The sequence below is a fragment of the Streptomyces blastmyceticus genome, from assembly GCF_039521185.1.
Taxonomy (GTDB): Bacteria; Actinomycetota; Actinomycetes; order Streptomycetales; family Streptomycetaceae; genus Streptomyces; species Streptomyces blastmyceticus.
This window is the reverse complement of sequence record NZ_BAAABW010000013.1, coordinates 151186-170470: the sequence shown is the minus strand read 5'-3', so window position 1 is coordinate 170470 and position 19285 is coordinate 151186. Positions and strand designations below refer to the sequence as shown.

The window sequence follows — 19285 nt, the reverse complement described above, 5'->3', positions numbered from 1 at the left end:
GCTCATATTCGAGCCCCGGGGAGTCCCTACCCTCCTGAGGCATGACCGGACGACGCACCGAGCAAGACACAGCCAGGCGTCGCGCGTTACACGAGGCGGCCCCCGGCTGGAGGCCCCAACTCGGGGATCTCGCCTATGACATCAAGCGATGCAAGCGCGGCATCGTCGTGGGCATCCCTGATGGCGACCCCTGCTTGACGTACCACCTTCGGCCCCCGGAGGGCGGCGGCGAATGGTCGGCCGCCGCCGACGGCTCCACGCTCCGCCCCGCCTGCACGATCACCCACGCCACCCCCGCGGGCGAAGTCTCGTACGACGCCCGAGCGAGGCAGGGCGCCGTTCCGATCCTTCTGCATCACGAAGACGGCACCTCCGAGGAATCCACCTTCGTCGTCACGCTCGACGAACTGGCTGCCCACGTCGACCAATTGGAACGACTGGTGCAGGGCCGCAGGGCGGCGGATGCCCCGTGAAGCGCCGGAAACCCTTCACGGTCTGGCCTGGCTCTGGGCACTCGGCACCGTCGGCACACTCGCTCTCCTCGGCGCAGAGGTCGCCCACGATCAGGGGCAACACGTCACGACCTCTCTGTCGGCACCGGATCGCGCTCCGGCCGTCTGAGGTACGCCCCGGCCGGCCGTCGGAGCGGCCGGGGCCTGCTCCACCCCATGAACTCCGTCCCCGCCGGACGTGACCGAATTCCCTTCCATGCCTGTTCGGGAATCCCGGCGGGGACGGTGCACCACCATCACAAGAATCGGAAGGAGAGGAAAGACCATGCAGACCACTACGTCGTTACAACTGGGCGTCCCTTGGGGCGTCAGCCGGATGCGCCCGTACCCCAGCGCTCACCAGCCCGGATACACCACCGCCGAACTCGACCCCACCACCCAGACCACCGTTTTCCGCGACGCGCGGGGCGGTGTCATGGAGATGGGCAAGCACGGCTCAAGTCAGGGCACCGAGACCCATCCCGAGTCCACCAACCTGGACAGCCGTAACGACACGGACCACGACCAGGACAGCGTGCCGGACTGATGATCGACGCTGGACCGGTCGCGGTCGTCACCGAAGTGGACGATGTCACCGCCGACATGGTGATCACCGAGCTGAACAAGCGCGGTGTCCCCGTCGTACGGTTCGACCCCTCCGACATCGGTGACCATCTCTCACTGTCGGCTCGGTTCGGCGCCAGCCCGGCTGCCTCCCCAGCCGGCCACCTCCGGACCCCCTCCAGGAAAACCGCCCTGGAGGGGGTGCGGTCCGTGTATTGGCGCCGCCCGACCTGGCCCGACTTCGCGCACCTGGACGACGCGGATGCCCGGTTCGCAACCGCCCAGGTCCGCCACGGCCTCGGGGGCACCCTGTACGCCCTGCCGAAGTGCCGCTACGTGAACCACCCGCTGAGCAACTACGCGGCGGAACACAAGCCCATGCAACTGGCCGTGGCCGAACGCCTCGGCCTCACCGTCCCGCCCACGTTGATCTCCAACGACCCGGCCGACGTACGCGCGTTCATCGCCGAGCACCAGCACGTGATCTACAAGGCGTTGCGTTGGACCCCCTACCGGCGCAGCGACGGCGTGGGGCTGACCACGTGGACCGAACCGGTCACCGCCGACGAGGTGGACGACAGCGTGACCGTGGTCCCGCACCTCTTCCAGGCCCGCGTCGACAAGGTTGCGGACCTACGGGTGGTCGTCGTCGGCCCGAAGGTGTTCGCCATCCGGATCGACTCCGGCCTGCTGGACTGGCGAGCCGATTACAGCGCCCTCACTTACCGGGCCATGGACCTCCCCACCGGGATGGAAAAGGCCCTGACCGCCCACCTGGAACACTTCGGCCTCGCTTCCGGCAGCTTCGACCTGTGCATCACCCGTGACGGTGACCTCCACTGGCTGGAGCTGAACCCCAATGGCCAATGGGGTTGGCTCGAAAGCGCAACCGGACTGCCGATCGCCGCCGCATTCGCTGATCTCCTGGAGCAAGGAGCCGCACTGTGACACTTCCCGACCCCGTACGCCTCCGCCAGGCCCTGGCCGAGCGCCTGGAAGAGGGTAGCGTTCTGAAGACCCCCGGTTGGCGGAAGGCTGTCGAAGCCGTCCCCCGGGAACTGTTCCTCCCTACGTTCTTCAAGGACGAGACAGGTCCGGACGGCCTCTTCCACTAAACGCCCGTCAGTCGGGACACCGACGAGAACGAGTGGCTGACCCTCGTCTACCGCGATGAGACCTGGGTGACCCAGCTCGACGGCCACGTGACCCCTGATGCCACCGACGGCCCGGTCACCGGCTTTCCCACCTCGTCCTCCACCATGCCCTCCACAGTGGTGGGGATGCTGGAAGCCCTGGACGTGGACGACGGCATGAAGGCCCTGGAGATCGGGACGGGCACGGGCTATTCCACCGGTCTGCTGTGCCACCGGCTGGGGGAGGACAACGTCACCAGTGTGGAAGTGGACCCGGCTGTGTCCGGGCGCGCGGACACGGCCCTGGAAGCGGCTGGGTATTCCACCTGGACCGTGACCGGGGACGGACTCCTGGGGCACCCCCGCAACGCGCCGTACGACCGGACGATCGCCACGTGTGCCGTACGCCGCATCCCGTACACCTGGGTCCGCCAGACCAGGCCCGGCGGGATCGTCCTCGCCACCGTGGGCCCCAGTTCCTGGTCCTACGGCACCGGTCTGGCGAAGCTCACCGTCCAGGAAGACGGCACCGCTGAGGGCCGGATCATCGGCCGCACTTCGTTCATGCCGGCCCGCGCGGAGGCGCCTGCTCTTCTCTCCGGAGACCTGGCGGCCCGCGCGGCCTACGCCGACACCGAGCGCACGACCGGTGTTTCTCCCGACCTGCTCAAGGACTGGATGCCCGCATTCCTGGCCCAGCTCGCCGCACCGGGCGCCCAGCTCGTCCGCGCCCTCAGCGACAGCCGGGAGACGGTGTACCTCTTCGACACCGGGCGGGAAGCGTTCGCCGCGCTCACCGCTGACAAAGAGGGATGGACCGTCCGACAAGGGGGGCCAGTGGCACTCTGGGACGCTGTCGAGGAGGCCGTGGCCGCCTGGAGAGAGGCGGGTAAACCTGACATCACTTCAGTGCGGATGCAGGTCACCCGGGAGGCGAACGCCTACTGGATCGGCGGCCAGAAGATCACGACGGCGACGCGTTCCCACGGGATCGAGCACAGGCCCGCGCTCCGCTGGAGGCACCGGCACCAGCCCCTGAGCGACTGACACACACGGGTGAGGGCACTCGGCGGGGGTCACTCCGAGTACGCGATGACCTTGATCGTTCAGGTCGCCGTTGCGGGGCGTCTCCCCCGCGGTGCCCCTCCTGCGGTTCGCCTGAAGCGCGCGGTCAGTGGCCCGCGCGCCGACAGGCCACAGCTGGCCCGATCCCGGAGGCCAGAGCCGTGCGGCAGCGCGCCAACTCGGCGGTTACGCCGCGTCTCCGCTGCGCGCCACGATCCGGTACGCGTTGGAGAGCCGTGTCCGGCGGAGGAGCGGGGCGAGCAGCTGTTCCATACCGTACATACCGGCCAGCAAGGGGACGGCCGACCAGAACAGGGCCGTGCGGGCCTTCCGCTGGAGGCCGCTGGGCGGGGCGGGGTGCCAGGGGTCGTCGGCGGTCGGCAGGGCGTAGGCGAGAGCGAGAACCGCGGCGCCGGTGATGTCGAACGGGGTGTGCGGCTCGTGCCGTTCGACGGCGACGACAGTGTAGCCGAGTGACTCCAGTTCACGGCGGAGATTGGCGAGCGGGATGAGGTGCAGGTGCTGGGGCTGGAAGTACGGCATCCACCAGCGGCCCAGGATCCCGCTCATCGCGGACTCCGGGTCGGGAACCTCGATGATCAGATGACCGCCGGGGGCGAGGACCGTCCGGGCGGCGGTCAGCTCCGCGCGCGGGTCGATGGTGTGCTCCAGGTAGTGGAACATGCTCACCGTGTCGTACTTGCCCTCCAGCTTGGGGGCGAGGTCGGTGAGGAGGCCGCGGTGCGCCTCGTCGATCCGGCCCTGGCGCTTGCCCTCGTCGACTCCTGCGCTCATATCGAGACCGTCGAAGACGGTGGCCGGATGAACCGTCCTGGCCGACTGGGGGAAGTGCCCGTGCCCGGTGCCGACGTCGAGCCAGCGGCGGGGGGCGCCGAACGGGAGGAGGGCGCGGGCACTGGCGAGGTAACGCTTACGGCTGCCGGTGCCCGCGAAGACCCATTCCGCCAGGTCGGCTCCCAGTCCGTCGTAGAAGTCCCGGTAGTAGAAGTCCAGTCCCTCGGGGGTGAGTTGGGGGTTCTGGAAGGAGTGGGAGCAGTCGCGGCACTGGTCGATCACGAAGCTGCCGGGCTTGCGCTGGAGCAGGTCGGCGGTGCGCAGCCGGGTGCGCAGCCGGGAGGAGCCGCACCAGGGGCACTCGGTGCGTTTCGGCGCGTGGAAGCGTTCCGTGCCGAGTTCGAGTTCGCGCTGGTAGTCAACGCGGAGCCGGGCGACCTCCTGGGTACGGTTCATGGTTTTCCTGGTTCTCCCTGTCGTGTGGAGGCGGCGAATTCTTCGAGGTGAGCTGCGGCCGCGGCGGCGCCTCCCGCGGCGCGGAAGGATTCCTGCACGCGCCGGGCGGCCTCGCGGTACGGGGGGTCGGTGAGCACGCCGTCCAGCGCGGCGCCGATCGCATGGCGGTCACTGCGGCCGAACCGGATACGGATTCCGGCACCGGCCGCGGTGACCTGTGCGGCGATCACGGGCTGGTCGTCCCGGATCGGGGCGACGACGAGCGGCACCCCGTGCAGCAGGGACTCGGCGACGGTGTTGTGTCCGGCGTGACAGACGACCGCCGACGCCCTTTGCAGCAGGGCGAGTTGGGGCATCCTTTTCACGGCCAGCACGGTGTCGCCCACGGTGCCGTCGAGTGCCCCGCCAGGGTCGGCGATGACGGCTTGGACGTGCCGCGCGCGTTCCCGTACGGCTGCCGCGCACTCGGTGAGGAAGCGGTCGCCGGTGTCGGTGTTGGCGGTGCCGAGGGAGATCAGGACGGTGTGCCGGCGGGGGTCCAGCCGCTCCCAGGGGAAGGGTTCCGGTTCGGGCCGCCGGGCGAGAGCGGGGCCCACGAAGCGGGTCTGCGCGGGCGCGGTGCACTCGCCCGTCAGGGCGGTGGTGGTGAAGGCGAGGACGAGGTCCGGCGAGAAGCGGGGGTCGTGGGTGCGGGACGGGTCGCCGATGGTGCCGCGCAGCTCGCCCAACAGCCCGCGGATCCACTCCTCCACCTTCGGCATTCCGGCGAGCGGGCCGGAGAACTCGGCGGAAGTGGTGGCGGAGGTGGCGTAGGGGATGCGGAGCCGTTCGGCCGCCAGAGCCCCGGCGAGCGCCTGCTGGTCGGCGACCAGCACATCAGGGCGGAAGGCGGCGACCGCCCGTTCCACGCCGGGTGCCATCGCCGTGGCGAGCGGTCCGAGGAAGTCCTGCCACAGGAAGCGCAGCGCCGCGACCCCTCGGAGCCCCGGCGGTCGGCGCAGATCGAGGGGTGCCTCGCAGGAGTGGACTTCGGCTCCTGGCCCTGCCAGTTCCTCGACGAGGCCGGGGAGTCCGGCCCAGGCGACCCGGTGTCCGCGCCCGGTGAGTTCGGCGGCCACCGCGACGGCGGGGTTGATGTGTCCGACGAGTGGTGGCACCACGAAGAGGAACCGCCTCATACGCGGACGGCTTTCGCCTGGTGCCGGTGTCCCGCCCCGATCCAGTCGAGCATGAGTTTTCCGACGGTCCGTGGGTCGCCCACGAGCACGGAGTGGCCGTGGTCAGGCACCTGGCGGGTGCGGCAGTCGGGGAGCAGGGACTCCAGCCAGGGCGCCATGCCGGCGAGGTCGGAGGTGCCCCCGTACACCGCGAGGACGGGCAGGTCGAGTTCCCGCCAGCGTTCCTCGGCGGGTATGCGGCTGGCCGCGATGTCCGCGGCGATCGTCGTCCCTTGCAGCAGTGGGCGGGACCGGCTGACCAGCCGGGCCGCGTGCCAGCCGTAGGTCCCCTCGATCCAGGGCAGGACCTGCTCGTCACGGAGTCTGTTCGCCGAGCCCGCCAGCAGGGTGCTCATCTTCGTCGCCCAGGCCGCGGTGGGTGGTTCGGACTCCACGACCATGAGGCTGGCGACCCGGTCGGGGTGGCGTAGGGCGTAGTCGAAGGCGACGGTGCCGCCGAAGGAGTTCCCGACCAGGTGGACCGGCCCGGTGGCATCCAGGTCGTCGACGAGGGTGGCGAGGTCGTCGGTGAAGTCCTCCAAGTGGTAGCCAGTGGACGGGCGTTCGCTGCGGCCGTGGCCGCGCTGGTCGTACATCACCACGTCGTGTCCGGCCGCCGCGAGGTCCGGGGCCATGGTGAAGTAGTAGCTGGTCAGGTTGTCCGTGGCGATGCCGTGCACCAGGACGACGGTGTCCCGGCCGGACGGTCCGATGCGGACGGTGTTCAGGCGCGGGCGGCGCGGCGCCGTCACCCCAGGCGCCCGGCGATGTGGCGGACCATCCGGCCGACGGAGAGTTCGATGATCTCGGTGAGTTCGAGGGAGGCGAAGAAGGCCGGGAAATCGACCCGGTCGCCGTAGCGGCGCCCGAGCTCGCCGGTGAGGGTGATCAGGTCGATGGATTCCAGGTCGAGGTCCTCGACGAAGCGGGTGTCCATGGTGACGGCTGTGCCTTCGAGGCCGATCTCGGGGAGCACGGAGTGCAGTGCCTCGGTGAGTTCGGTGAGGACGGCGCACTCGTCGGCTCCCGGGAGGGGGGTGACGGCGTCGGGTGTGGGGATGGTGGTCATGAGGGGTTCTCCTCGTGGTGCTGCCGGTGGGTGTCCGCGGTCCAGGCGACGATGTAGCGGCGGGGCCGCAGGCCCGCGGGGTTGCCGACCTCGGTGAGGGACACGGGGTGGATGCGGCCGGAGGGCGTGCGGACCGTCATCCGGTCGTCGGCGGCGGTGGTGACGCGGAAGTCGCGCGGTCTGCCCTGCAGTCCGGTGCCCTCGGCCTTGGCCGCGGCCTCCTTGGCCGTCCAGAAACGGATGAGGGTGCGCGCGTCGCCGCCGAGGCGGTCGAAGAGCGGGAGCTCCTCGGGGGCGAGGATCGCGTCGCGGGTCGCTTCCGGATGCTCGGTGATTTCCTCGATGTCGATGCCGGTGGGTGCAGTGCCGGCCGGGCGTACCAGGGCGACGGCGGCTTCCGCGCAGTGGGCGAGGGACAGGTCCAGGGGTGGCAGTTCACGGCCGTGGACCCCTTCCGGGTGCGGCCGGCCGCTGTCGTCGTTGCGCACCCGGATCTCGGCGGGGAAGACCGGGCCCTCGCCGTGCTGCCACAGGTGGTGGCGTACGGCGTCCTTGGCGGCGGCCCTGCCGAGCAGCCACTGCTGTCTGCCCCGTGGCGGGCGGGCGGCGTAGGCGTCGCGTTCGGCGCCGCCCAGCAGGTTGCGCATCATCAGCTCGCGGGAGGCGGGGTCGGGCCAGTACTCGAAGACCAGGTGCCAGCCGCCGGGCCGGATCCGGGACAGGGTGCTGTGCTCGGGCCGGCGCCGGATGGCGTCGGTGGCGGGTGGGGAGTCGAAGCGGCGGTCCTCCCAGCCGTTGATCTCGCACCAGACGGTTCCGCGGTGGCTGAGCTGGATGTCCGCCGCCAGCACGGTCTCGGTGAGGGAGGTGATCCGGATGTGGCAGTCGAGGCGCTGGCCGGCCGCGGGTTCCAGGCCGTGGAAGCGGACTTCGCGGATGCCGACCGGGAGCACCACCGTACGGTCGGGGTGGGTGGCCATCAGCCAGTAGCCGAGCAGCTGTCCGGCGTTGTCGAGGAGCGCACCGGGTGCGGGCGGTGCGGTGAGCACGCCCCGGACGTGCCGCGCACCGAGTGCGGTGATCGTGGTGACGCCCTGGAAGAGCGGGCCGTGGAACATCCAGCGTTCCTCGTACATCCGCCGGGCCGAGACGGTGGGCGCCTCTTCGTCGGGCGGGACGGGCCAGCGGTCGGGCGGTACGGGGTGGCGGGGTGCCGTCTCGGTCTCGGCGCGCGCGTACCGGCCGAACTCCACGGTGCGGCGGCCCGGACGGCCCGGGGTGTTCCGGACGGTCATGGTCACATCGACGGCCGGTTCGGCGACCAGCCATGCGAGGAAGCGGGCGTCGCGGACGGCGACGGTGACGTCGGAGCCGGGCGCGGCGACCGCCTCGGTCATGCGCTGGATCATGGTGGTCGCGGGGACCACCGGCCAGCGGTCGCCGATGTCGGGCCAGTCCGGCCGCTGGCGGTAGAAGCAGTGGTCGGTGAGATACGGCATGGTGTCGAGGGCGACCCGGACCGTGGTGGTCCGGGCGGGGTCCGCCGCCGGGCCGGAGGCCCTGGCTTCCGGGACCGGTGCGGCCGTCCGGGGGGCGTCGTGCGCCGCGAAGAGGGCCGCTGCCGCGTCGGCCGTCTCGGTCAGCAGGGCACTCAGCTGTGCCGCCTCGGGGAACCGCCGTGCGGCGTCCTCGAGTTGCCCGGCCCCGGGTGCCGCCGTCCCCTCGCCGGTGAGCGCGCCGCGCAGTACCGTACGGAGCCGGTCGCGGGTGGCGGGTTCGAGGTGGACCGGCCCGGCGTCCAGGCCGAGCCGTACGCCCGGCCGAACCGACGCCGCGGACGATGGTGGCGGGACGGTAGCGGTGGTGCGGCCTCCTCCGGGGGCCAGGGCGGCGAAGTCGGGTTCCGCCCCGTACGCCCACAGCCCGGCCACGGCCCGTCGCAGTTGGCTCAGGCCGTCGCTCCCGGTGGTTGCGGCCGTGACCGCCAGATGCTCGCGTCCGGCGAGGATGTCGCCGGTCAGGGCGGGCAGCTGGCCTTGGCCGGTCTGGACGAAGGCCCGGAACCCGGCCGCGTAGAGGGATTCGACGAGTCCGCGGAAGCGGACCGGCTCCAGAAGGTGGCGCACGGCCAGTTCACGGACCTCCGTCTCCGGGTGCGGGAAGGGCGCGCAGGTCGTGCCCGACCAGACCGGTACCGAGGGCGGGTGCAGGGTGAAGCGCTGCATCGCCTCGCGGATCGGCCCCAGGTAGGGCGCCAGCATGGGGGTGTGGAAGCCTGACTCGAAGGGCAGCACACGGCCGAGTACGCCGTCGTGGCGCAGGCGTTCCGTCACCTTCTCCACCTGGGCCACGGGGCCGCAGACCACGGACTGGTGCGGGGCGTTGTCGTGGGAGAGCACCACCTCGCCGATACCGGCCAGGGCCGCCTCCACCTGGTCGGCGGGTGCCCCGAAGGCCACGAAGACCAGGTCCGGGACCTTCAGGGCCAAGGGGTCGAAGTCCCGCAGGAAGGCGTCCACTTCCTTGTCGGCGAAGATCCCGCCGACGGCCATGGCGGTCCACTCCCCCACGCTGTGCCCGGCCAGGGCGTCGGGGGCGACACCGGCGCGGCGCAGCGCGGTGGCCAGGAGCCGTCCGGCGTCGACGACACCGGCGCCGTGCTCGGCGACGGCGCCGACCCGGGCCTGCTGCCAGGTGGGCCGGGGCAGTCCGAAGTGGCGGGCGATGTCCTCGCCCTGGGGGGTGAACCCGGCTTCCAGGCCGGGGAAGAGGAAGGCGGTGCGTCCGCCCCCGGCCGCACCGAGCAGTGGCCGGGGGGCGAACCACACCTCGCGGCGGCCGCCCCAGGCCAGGCCGCGGGCGACCACCTTGCGGGCCAGCGCGAGGCGTTCGGCGCCGGGCCCGGCCACGGCCAGCCGGGTGCCTCCGTCGCCGATGTCGCCTCCGGCGCGCAGGTGGGCGTCCTCGGCTTCGAGCGCCGCGCGCAGCCCCTCGGTGGTGTCCGCGGCGATCCGCAGGAGGGGTTCGGGCTCGGCGACCCGGAGCGCCGTGGCCGCGGATCTCTTCCTCCCGGACGTGGGGAGGAACTCCTCCAGGACCACGTGGGCGTTGATGCCGCCGAAGCCGAACGCGTTCACCCCGGCCCGGCGCACCTCCGCCTCCCAGGGGCGGGCCACCGAGGTCGGGCGGAAGCGGGTGGCGAGCAGGGAGGGGTGGGGGTCCTCGCAGTGCAGGGTGGGCAGGAGCACCTGGTGGTGGAGGGCCAGGGCGGCCTTGACCAGGCCCGCCGCGCCCGCCGCCGGCATGGTGTGGCCGATCATCGACTTGACCGAGCCGATCACCGCATCCGGTTCGGGCGAGGTGCCGAACACACGGAGCAGCGTGGTGATTTCGGCCGCGTCCCCGTTCGGGGTTCCCGTGCCGTGCGCTTCCAGCAGGCCGATCGATCCCGGGGCCGTGGGGTCCACCCCGGCGGCATCCCAGGCCTGTCGCACCGCCCGGGTCTGGCCTTCGGGGTCCGGGTTCACCAGGGCCGCGGCCCGCCCGTCACCGGCCACCCCGGTGCCGCGCACCACCGCGTACACCCGGTCGCCGTCGCGCACCGCGTCGGCGAGCCGTTTGAGGACGACCACCGCGGTGCCCTCGCCCATCAGCACACCGTCGGCATCCCGGTGGAAGGGGCGGATGCGCTGCGTGCGGGAGAGTGCCCCCAGCCGGGCGAACACCGACCACAGGGTCACGTCGTGGCAATGGTGCACGCCTCCGGCGAGCATCACGTCGCAGCGTCCCGCGGCCAGCTCGCCCACCGCCTGGCCGACCGCCAGCAGTGAGGAGGCGCAGGCCGCGTCGACGGTGTAGGCGGGGCCGCGCAGGTCCAGCCGGTTGGCGATGCGCGAGGCGGTGAAGTTGGGGACCAGGCCGATGACCGCTTCGGGGCTGTCCGGTCCCAGGGCCTCTTCAAAGGCGGTACGGACCTGGGCCAGCCGCTCCTCGCCGAGCTCGGGCAGCAGCTCCCCCAGGGTGCGGGTCAGCTGGCCTGCGGTGCGCACCCGTTGGTCGAGGCGTGCCAGCCCGGCCGTCAGATAGCCGCCGCGGCCCAGGATCACTCCGACCCGCGCGGGATCGGCCGCGGTGAGGCCGCCCGCGTCGGCGATCGCGGCGGCGGCCGTGCGCAGGGCGATCAGCTGGTCGGGCTCGGTGGCGGGGACGGAGTCCGGCATGATGCCGAAGGAGGCGGGGTCGAAGCCGGGGAGCCGGTCGTCGACGAATCCGCCGCGCCGGCAGTAGACGGCACCGGAGCGGTACTCGTCCTGGTCCCAGCGCCCCGGCGGCACCTCGGAGATGGCGTCCACGCCGGTGCGGAGGTTGTGCCAGTACCGGTCCAGGTCGTCCGCGCCGGGCAGGGTGACCGCCATGCCGATGACGGCCACCGGCTCCTGCGCGGGAGTCCGGGGAGGCCCTGGATTCACCGTCACCACCCCGGCGCGGTGTGGACGACCTCGCACGTGTCGTCGTCACCCCAGGTCAGTTCGCGCAGCAGGGCGAGCGTCCCTTCTCTCGGGTCGATCAGGCCGATGCCGCGCCGGGCGTACTCCCGGGCGAGTTCCGGACCGACCATCCCGCCGTGCACGCCGTCCGGGGCCCACGGCCCCCAGTGCACGGTGAGTGCCCGGGTGCCGGTGGAGCGGTGCCACTGTCTGCCCAGTGCGGCGAGGGCGTCGTTGGCGGCGGCGTAGTCCGCCTGGCCCCGGTTGCCGTGCACGGCCGCGACGGAGCCGAACAGCACGGTGAAGCGCGGCGGTTCGGGGAGCCTGCGCAGTGCGGTGAACAGGGCGCGGGCGCTCTCGGCCTTCGTGCCGTGGACCCGGGTGAAGGACGCCGGGTCCTTGTCGGCGATGAGCCGGTCCTCGATGACTCCGGCGGCGTGCACCAGGCCGTCGATGCGTCCGTGGCGGGCGTGGGTCTCCTTGACCGCCTGCTCGACGGCCTGCGCGTCCCGCAGGTCGACGGAACGGTACGCGCCCTCGCCGCCGGCCGCGCGGATCCCGGCGAGGGTCGCCTCGATCTCACGGCGGGCCAGGATGAGGCCCGCTTCCCGCTCGATCTGTGCGGGACGGAGATCACCGCGCGCGGCGAGCGCGGCCCGCAGTGCGGTGCGTCCGGTGATGCCCGCGGTGTCGGGCGGCTCGGGAGCGTCGGCCATGCCGGTACGGCCGAGCAGTTCGACCCGGCAGCGGGAGGCCGCAGCGAGGGCGACGGCGACGCGCGCGGCGATCCCGCGGGCCCCGCCCGCGAAGAGCAGGACGGACTCGGGCCCGAGCCCGAGGGCCTCGGCGGCCCGGGCCCCGGTCGACTCGTCGTCGGTGAACAGCGGGCCCAGCGGGGCCTCCTGCGGCTCGGTGCCGAGCCGTCGGCCGTCTTCGGTGCGTTCGACGACGGGCGTCCGGTCCGGTGCGAGGAGTTCCCCGACGATCGCGCCCGCCGTCCCGTCGCCTTCCCCGCCGGGCACGGACACCAGGCGGGCGACCGTGTCCGAGTACTCGCGGGCGACGGTACGGAAGAAACCGCCCAGCCCGTCGCCCCGGTCACCGTCCTCGGCCTGCTGGACGTACAGCAGCCAGCGCAACCCGCGTCCGAGGAGGTCTTTCAGGAGGGGGAAGGCGTCCGGCAGCACCGGACCGGCGGTGCCGGCCAGCAGGATCACGCCGTCGAGCGGCCCGGCGGAGGGGTCGGGGTGCCCGTCGGCACGGGTGGCCTGTGCCCCGTGTTCCTGGAGCCGGGCGAGGAGCGCCCGGGCGAGGCCGGTGCTTTCGCCGAGCACGAGGAAGTGCCTGTTCCGCAGAGCCTCGGAGCCGTGTGGTGCGGGCGCGTCGTCCAGTGCCACGCTCCGTGGCACGTACCGCCTGGGCGCGACTCCGACAGGCTCGGCGGGCATGGCGTCGTCCGGTTCCTGGTTCTCCTGCCGGGCGGGGTCCTCGTCGGCTGCCTGCCCGGCGGGGCCGTCCGTGCGCGATGCCATCCATTCGGCGATCGACGCCGCGGTCCGTGCGCGGGTCAGGCTCTCCAGGTCCGCGTCCTGCGGGATCTGCGGCCCGGTCGCGGTGCCTCCCAGCCGTTTCACGAGTTCGCCCGCGATCTCCGTCCGCTTGATCGAATCGATGCTCAGGTCGGCCTCGAGGTCGAGCTGGGGATCGATCATCTCCACGGGGTAGCCGGTCCGTTCGCTGATCACCGACACCACCGTGCGCAACAGATCCACCGGCTCGTCGGTGTCCGCGGGGCGGACCGGTTCCGCCGCCGCGGCCGTCTCCACGGCCTGGGCCGGAATGACGGCCGGGGCCGGCACCGGCGCGGGGGCCTGCGGCGGGAGCGCTCCCGCCCCGCCGAAGTACGTCAGCAGGACATCCTTCTGTGCCGCGATCAGCTCACGGCTGCCGCGCAGGAAGTCCTGCAGCAGGACCTCGCGGTCCACCCGCCCGGCCCCGTTCGCCCCGTCACCACCTGGGGCCGGGGCCCCCGTCAGCGGCGCGATCCGCCGCGCCGGGCGCAGCCCGCCGGGGAGCAGCCCGCCGTCCGCAGTGCGGACCAGGTGCCCGTCCACGATCCAGCCGGGGCGCTCCGGTGTCCGCCCAGGCTCGGCCACCACCGCGTCCCTGCCCGCGAACAGCGCTTCGGCGTCGACCTGGACGCCGCCGGAGACCGCGAGCCGGGCCAGCGCCTCCAGGTGGCCGCGCAGTCCCGCCTCGGAGTGGGGCTCGAAGGGGACGGCCAGGTGCGGCCGGTCGCCGAGGGTGGCGCGCACCAGACCGGTGAGCGCGGTGCCCGGGCCCGCCTCGACGAAGATCCGCGCGCCGTCCTGGTACATCGCCTCGATCTGCTCGGCGAACCGCACCGGTGCCACGATCTGCCCGGCGAGGCGGGCCCGCAGTTCGGCCGTGTCCGCCGGATACCGGGTCGCCGTCAGGCCGGACCACACCGGGAGGTCCGGAGCCCGCAAGGGACGGGAGGAGAGCGCCTCGGCAAAGGTCTGCGCCGCGCCAGCCATCATCGGGCTGTGGAAAGCGCACGCCACGTCGAGCGGCCGGACGCGCAAGCCTGCGTCTTCCAATGCGGCCATTCCTTGCCGCACCGCCTGGCTGGGCCCCGAGATCGTCGTCTGGGACGGGGAGTTGTGGCCCGCGACCACCACCTGCCCGGCCAGCCCGGCCTCGGCCAGCGCGGCTTCCACCTCGGCCGCCCCCGCCGTGACAGCGGCCATGGCGCCCGGTTCGTCCCCGATGGTGCTCGACATCGCCTCGGCGCGCAGCCTGCTCAGCTCCGGCAGTGCCTCGGCGGGGAACGCGCCGGCCACGCACAGCGCCACGAGTTCCCCATACGAGTGGCCGGCCGCCATGTCGGGACGGATGCCCAGGTCCGACAGCACGTCATGGACGGCCAGGCCGGCGGCGCCCAGGGCCGGCTGGGCGTTGCGGGTGTCGGCCAGGTGGGTGCGCTGTGCGTCCCGCGCGGCCGGGTCGAACGCGGTCGGCGGGAACATCGCGGCGGCCGGGGCGTGGCGCAGGTGTCCGTGTGTCTCGGGGAAGGCGGTGAACAGGTCCGCCAGCATGCCGGGCCGCTGGCTGCCCTGGCCCGGGAAGAGGAAGGCCAGCTTGCCGCCGGTCTGTTCGGCCCCGGCCGTGAAGACGCCCGGTGCCGTCCGGTCGGCCAGCGCGGAGCGCAGCAGCCCGGGCAGCTCGGCGAGGCCGGAGGCGACCACGGCCGCGGTGACCGGCCCGGCGGCCGGGTCCGAGGCCCGGCGCGCCGCCGTGCGTGCCAGGTCGCGCAGCCGCCACGGCCGCCAGCGGGTCGCGTCCTGGATGTCCGCGGCGGCTGTTGCGGCGGGCTCGTGGGACGCGTTCGCCTCCGCCAGCCGCAGCAGATCCTCGATCGCCGCCCGGCCTCGGAAGAGGAACAGCTCGGCGGGCCAGGCGTCGCCGGCCCGGCGCGGTGGCGCCTCGCCGTCGCAGCCGCGCAGCACCACGTGGAAGTTGGTGCCGCCGAAGCCGAAGGCGCTCACGCCGCCGACGCGTTCGCCGGACGGCTCGGCCCAGGGCAGGGACCGCTGGTGGAAGACGAACGGGCTGCTCTCCGGCTGCCACGCCGGGTTGGGCCGCCGGACGTGCAGGGTGGGCGGACGCACCCCGGTGTACAGCGCCAGGGCCGTCTTGATCACCCCGGCCAGACCGGCCGCGCACTTGGTGTGGCCGATCTGCGACTTCACCGAGCCGATGACACACCGGCCCGGCTCGGCGCCCGACTCCTGGAACACCTTGGTGAGCACGTCGAGTTCGGTGCGGTCGCCGACCACCGTACCGGTGCCGTGCGCCTCGACCAGGCCGACCCGGGCCGGTGAGATCCGGGCCTGGGCGTAGGCCCGCTCCAGCGCCGCGCGCTGGCCCTCGGGCCGGGGCGCGGTCAGGCCGAGGGAGCGTCCGTCGCTGGAGGCGCCGACGCCCTTGATGACGGCGTAGACCCGGTCCCCGTCGCGCTGCGCGTCGGCCAGTCGTTTGAGCACCACGCAGGCGACGCCCTCGCCCAGCGCGATGCCGTCCGCCCCGGCGTCGAAGGTCTTGCAGCGGCCGGTGGGCGACAGCGCGTGCACGGAAGAGAAGAGCACATAGTCGTTGATGCCGTTGTGCAGGTCGGCGCCGCCGCACAGGACGAGGTCCGCCGCGCCCGTCGCCAGTTCCTTGCAGGCCACGTCGACGGCGGCCAGGGAGGAGGCGCAGGCGGCGTCCACGGTGTAGTTGGCCCCGCCGAGGTCGAGCCGGTTGGCGATCCGGCCGGAGATGACGTTGGCGAGCATCCCGGGGAAGGAGTCCTCGGTAAGGGTGGGCAGCTGCTCCGCCAGGTCCTCCGGGAGCCGCCCGCCCAGGTAGGTCGGCAGAACGGTGCGCAGCGTGGTCGCGTGGGAAGTGTCGCTGCCGGCCTCGGCCCCGAAGACCACGCCGGTGCGTTCGCGCGGGAAGTCCCGGTGTGCGTAGCCCGCGTCGGCGAGGGCTCTGCGGGCCGCCTCCAGGGCGAGCAGTTGCACGGGTTCGATGGAGGCGAGCGAGGCCGGCGGAATGCCGAATCGCAGCGGGTCGAAGGGGATCCCCGGCAGGAAGCCGCCCCACCGGGAGACCGAGACGTCGTGCGCGGGCGCCCCTTCGCCGTAGTGGAGGGCCGGGTTCCAGCGGTCCTCGGGCACCTCGGTCACCGCGTCCGCGCCGCCGAGCACCTGGGCCCAGTAGGCGGGCAGGTCGGGGGCTCCGGGGAACATCGCGGACATGCCGACGATCGCGACGTCGAGCGGCTGCGGCACGGGCGGCTGTGCCGTCGCGCCGGATGGCTCGGCGGCGCCCCATTCCGCGGCCCGCCGCTCGTAGAAGGCGGCCGCGCGGTCCGTGACGTCGCGGTGCAGTTCGGCGACGGTCGTGGTGGCGTCGCGCAGCACCGCGACCTCCCCGGCCATGAACATGCCCTCGTCGAACTGCCGCCGTTCGTCCACCTCGCGGAGTTCGCCGTCCACGCGCTCGACGCCCTTGCTGGCGATGCGCAGCCGCCCGAGGTTGAGCCGCTCCAGCCGTTCCCATGCCTGCCGCCGGGGGACGCCCTGCGCGCGCAGCTCCTCCTGGTGCGTCCGGTAGGTGTCGGTGAACGGGCTCGGTACACAGCGGGTGACGTGTCCCGGTGCGGTGTCCAGCAGGACGGTGCTCTGCGCGGTGAGCACCGTGTGCTGGAAGAGCGGCTGGAGAGCACCGCACTCCACCGCCTCGCGGGTGAAGAGGTAGGCGGTGCCCATCAGGACGCCGACCGCACCACCGCGCCGGGTGAGCCCGGCGGACAGGGCCGCGACCATCGCCGCCGAGCGCTCGTCGTGCACCCCGCCCGCGAAGAGCACCTCGATCCCCGGATCTTCGCCTCGTTCCGGCCGGGCGTCCAGGAAGTCCGTCAGGACGGCCAGCTGGGCCTCCCAGAGCGGGAAGGAGTTGCTGGGCCCGACGTGGCCGCCGCACTCGGCGCCCTCGAAGACGAACCGCCTGGCCCCCGCGTCGAGGAACTGGCCGAGCAGCCCGGGCGTCGGGACCTGCAGGAAGGTACGGATTCCCTGGGCTTCCAGCGCGGCGGCCTGCGCGGGGCGGCCACCGGCCAGGACGGCGTGGGTGGGCCGCAGTTCACGCACGGCCTCCAGCTGGGCGGCGCGTACCTCCTCGGGCGCGAAGCCCAGGATGCCCACGCCCCAGGGCCGCCCGTCGAGCACGGCCCTGGTCTCCTCCAGGAGGGACCTGGTCCGCTCCGGACCGGCCAGGGCCAGCGCGATGAACGGAAGGCCGCCGCCCTCGGCGACGGCGGCGGCGAACCGCGCCTGGTCGCTGACCCTCGTCATCGGCCCCTGCGCGACGGGCAGCGCGGTGCCGAACGAGCGGCTCAGCGCCGACCCGGGAAGCAGAGCCTCCACCGCGCCGGGGTCCCGCAGCGCCCGGTCGATGCTCTCGCGCACCGACCGTACGGCGCCGCCCACCGTGCGGTGGTCCGCGGCGAAGCGGCGGGCGAGGAAGGCGTCCTGTCCGAGCGGGACGGGGCGGTCGCGCAATTCGGCGGGCACACCGGGGCGGTCGCGGTCCAACAGGCGCCGCCCGTCGGCCAGGACCGTCCCGGTGCCGTCCGCCGCGCGCAGCAGGCGGGCGAGCGCAGGCGGGGTGGCGGCTTCCTCCAGCAGCGCGAGCTGTACGTCGAGTACGACGCCGGCCGCGCCCGCGAGGACGGCCGCCGCGGCGGTGTTCGGCCCGATACCGCCGCACGCCCAGACGGGGACGTCCGTCTCCGGGTCGGAGAGCAGCTGTTGCAGCAGCACAAAGGTGGACAGCTCACCGGCCGGGCCACCGCACTCGCCACCACGCGCGACGATACCGGCCGCCCCCGCCCGTACCGCGGCGCGGGCCTCGGCCAACGAACGGACCTCGGCCAGCACGGTGACGCCACGGCCCTCGTCCTCCGGCCACTTGACGCCCGGGGCCAGCAGGACGGTGTGCGGCCCCGTGCCGTCCGGGCCGTACAGCTCGTCCGGGCGGAGCGCACAGTCCTCCGGGACGCGCACGCCGAAGTCGCCGCCGGTCCGGCGGCGGGTGAGAGCGAGGGCCTCACGGACGCGGCGGTCTCCGCTGCCGAGGTCGAGGACACCGGTCCCACCGGCTCTGCAGACGGCCGCGACGACCCGCGCGTCGGCCTCTCCGAACGGACTGACACCGATCACGGACTGCACCACGAGGGCGGCTCCCCACCAGGGACTCGTAATCTGGACGATGCCGGAGGAGCCGCTTGCAAGGGCGATCGCTCCCGCCTCCGCAGTCGCTTCTTCCCCACAGAACGACGTTCCGGATCACCGTTTCACGCCGCAACCGGAGGAGCAAGTCCGGTTCTGGGGCGCACAGTTGCACGTACGGGGACTTGCCAGAGCCCGCGCATCATATTCCGCTTGACAGCAAGCCTCAAGGCCTCACTCACGGATCATCCGTTCACTCATTCCCATGAACATCGGCTCGAGTTCGTGCGCCCGCTTGTACACGAGGCCGGGACGATGCCGGCATCTTCGTGGCTTCTGCCAGTACGACGGTCCACCGGAGTGTGGAGAGACTGCCCGCCAGAGGCCACGGCGTACCCCGAGGTGGGAGCCGGGGCCAAGGGCATGACGAAGCACAGGAGAGGACAGCACGATGAGTGCGCAGCAGTACGACCAGATCGGCGAGGCGTTCGAGGGCTTCAAGGCCCTGCCGCTGATGCAGTACGCGGAGGTGCCCGGCTTCCTGGCCATGGTCGGGGACGTACGCGGCAAGTCGGTCCTCGACCTGGCCTCCGGCACCGGCTTCTACAGCAGGGAGTTCAAACGGCGCGGCGCCGGGAAGGTGCTCGGAGTCGACATCTCCGGTGAAATGGTCGCCGTGGCACGGGAGATGGAAGAGCGCAATCCGCTGGGCGTGCGCTACGAGGTCGGCGATGTGTCCGAACTGCGGCCCCTCGGAGAGCGCTTCGACGTCGCCGTGGCGGTTCAGCTGCTGAACTACGCGGAGGGCGTCGCCGCCATGGAGCGAATGTGCCGCAACGTGCACCGGAGTCTGGCACCCGGAGCCGAGCTCTTCCTGTTCAACCAATCACCCGACTACGACTTCGACGGGCCCTCTTTGGCCAAGTACGGCTTCGTCACCGAGCTGACCGGCGAGGGGGCCGAGGCCGGACCGCGCGTCCGGACCACGGCGCTGCTCGACCCGCCGATCACGATCGTCAGTACTCTCCCGCGCCGCGAGGTCTACGAGCAGTGTCTGCGAACGGCCGGATTCAGCGAGGTGACCTGGGTTCCGCTGACGGTGTCCGATGCCGGCGTGCGCGAGTTCGGTGCGGACTTCTGGGCGGACTTCCTCGCCAACCCTCCGCTGGAGATGCTGCGCTGCCGCGCCTGACGACGCACCGGACACCCCG

11 protein-coding genes and 1 pseudogene are annotated in these 19285 nt (G+C 72.8%); 6 read left to right on the top strand and 6 right to left on the bottom strand.

From position 1 onward, the window contains the following. The first annotated feature begins 41 nt into the window (after positions 1-41). From ABD269_RS10960 to tgmC, 5 genes and pseudogenes are all read left to right on the top strand, one after another. Positions 42-473: a hypothetical protein gene (locus ABD269_RS10960; RefSeq protein ID WP_344117602.1), complete on the top strand. Its 432-nt coding sequence runs from the start codon at positions 42-44 to the stop codon at positions 471-473. A 304-nt stretch (positions 474-777) separates the two neighbouring features. Further along, the gene (gene tgmA, locus ABD269_RS10955; RefSeq protein ID WP_344117601.1) at positions 778-1038 is read left to right on the top strand and encodes a putative ATP-grasp-modified RiPP; all 261 of its coding nucleotides are present in this window, start codon (positions 778-780) and stop codon (positions 1036-1038) included. Then, a complete protein-coding gene (tgmB, locus tag ABD269_RS10950) occupies positions 1038-2003 on the top strand; it encodes an ATP-grasp ribosomal peptide maturase (protein ID WP_344117600.1) in 966 nt (321 codons plus the stop codon). Before tgmA ends, tgmB begins: the two co-directional genes overlap by 1 nt. Continuing rightward, positions 2000-2170, top strand: coding sequence for a hypothetical protein (locus tag ABD269_RS35315; RefSeq protein WP_425572870.1), 171 nt, complete (start codon positions 2000-2002; stop codon positions 2168-2170). Before tgmB ends, ABD269_RS35315 begins: the two co-directional genes overlap by 4 nt. Positions 2171-2188: 18 nt before the next feature. Next, a pseudogene (gene tgmC, locus ABD269_RS10945) lies at positions 2189-3235 on the top strand (ATP-grasp peptide maturase system methyltransferase); the annotation flags it as partial. A gap of 204 nt (positions 3236-3439) precedes the next feature. Here tgmC and ABD269_RS10940 read toward each other — a convergent pair. The 6 genes from ABD269_RS10940 to ABD269_RS10915 are packed head-to-tail and all read right to left on the bottom strand — an operon-like array spanning position 3440 to position 18074. Then, complete coding sequence (locus tag ABD269_RS10940) at positions 3440-4504, bottom strand: class I SAM-dependent methyltransferase (protein WP_344117599.1); 1065 nt, start codon at positions 4502-4504, stop codon at positions 3440-3442. Next, positions 4501-5682 (bottom strand): glycosyltransferase, encoded by a 1182-nt coding sequence (locus ABD269_RS10935; protein ID WP_344117598.1) that lies wholly within the window; start codon positions 5680-5682, stop codon positions 4501-4503. The genes ABD269_RS10940 and ABD269_RS10935 overlap by 4 nt, the downstream gene beginning before the upstream one ends. Continuing rightward, positions 5679-6473, bottom strand: a complete 795-nt coding sequence (locus tag ABD269_RS10930; protein ID WP_344117597.1) for an alpha/beta fold hydrolase — start codon at positions 6471-6473, stop codon at positions 5679-5681. The genes ABD269_RS10935 and ABD269_RS10930 overlap by 4 nt, the downstream gene beginning before the upstream one ends. Next, positions 6470-6790 carry an acyl carrier protein gene (locus tag ABD269_RS10925; protein WP_344117596.1) on the bottom strand — a complete coding sequence of 107 codons (321 nt, stop codon included), beginning with the start codon at positions 6788-6790 and terminating at the stop codon, positions 6470-6472. Before ABD269_RS10925 ends, ABD269_RS10930 begins: the two co-directional genes overlap by 4 nt. Then, the gene (locus ABD269_RS10920; RefSeq protein WP_344117595.1) at positions 6787-11220 is read right to left on the bottom strand and encodes a beta-ketoacyl synthase N-terminal-like domain-containing protein; all 4434 of its coding nucleotides are present in this window, start codon (positions 11218-11220) and stop codon (positions 6787-6789) included. Before ABD269_RS10920 ends, ABD269_RS10925 begins: the two co-directional genes overlap by 4 nt. Positions 11221-11261: 41 nt before the next feature. After that, on the bottom strand, positions 11262-18074 hold the full coding sequence (locus ABD269_RS10915; RefSeq protein ID WP_344117877.1) for an SDR family oxidoreductase: 6813 nt from the start codon (positions 18072-18074) through the stop codon (positions 11262-11264). 451 nt (positions 18075-18525) lie between these two features. Here ABD269_RS10915 and ABD269_RS10910 point away from each other — a divergent pair, with 451 nt between their 5' ends. Further along, the gene (locus ABD269_RS10910; protein WP_344117594.1) at positions 18526-19266 is read left to right on the top strand and encodes a class I SAM-dependent methyltransferase; all 741 of its coding nucleotides are present in this window, start codon (positions 18526-18528) and stop codon (positions 19264-19266) included. Positions 19267-19285 lie beyond the last annotated feature (19 nt).

Excerpts from the sequence above, each read along its gene's own strand:
- ABD269_RS10960 (WP_344117602.1), top strand. The coding sequence starts at position 42 with ATGACCGGACGACGCACCGAGCAAGACACAGCCAGGCGTCGCGCGTTA.
- tgmA (WP_344117601.1), top strand. The coding sequence starts at position 778 with ATGCAGACCACTACGTCGTTACAACTGGGCGTCCCTTGGGGCGTCAGC.
- tgmB (WP_344117600.1), top strand. The coding sequence starts at position 1,038 with ATGATCGACGCTGGACCGGTCGCGGTCGTCACCGAAGTGGACGATGTC.
- ABD269_RS10940 (WP_344117599.1), bottom strand. The coding sequence starts at position 4,504 with ATGAACCGTACCCAGGAGGTCGCCCGGCTCCGCGTTGACTACCAGCGC.
- ABD269_RS10935 (WP_344117598.1), bottom strand. The coding sequence starts at position 5,682 with ATGAGGCGGTTCCTCTTCGTGGTGCCACCACTCGTCGGACACATCAAC.
- ABD269_RS10925 (WP_344117596.1), bottom strand. The coding sequence starts at position 6,790 with ATGACCACCATCCCCACACCCGACGCCGTCACCCCCCTCCCGGGAGCC.
- ABD269_RS10910 (WP_344117594.1), top strand. The coding sequence starts at position 18,526 with ATGAGTGCGCAGCAGTACGACCAGATCGGCGAGGCGTTCGAGGGCTTC.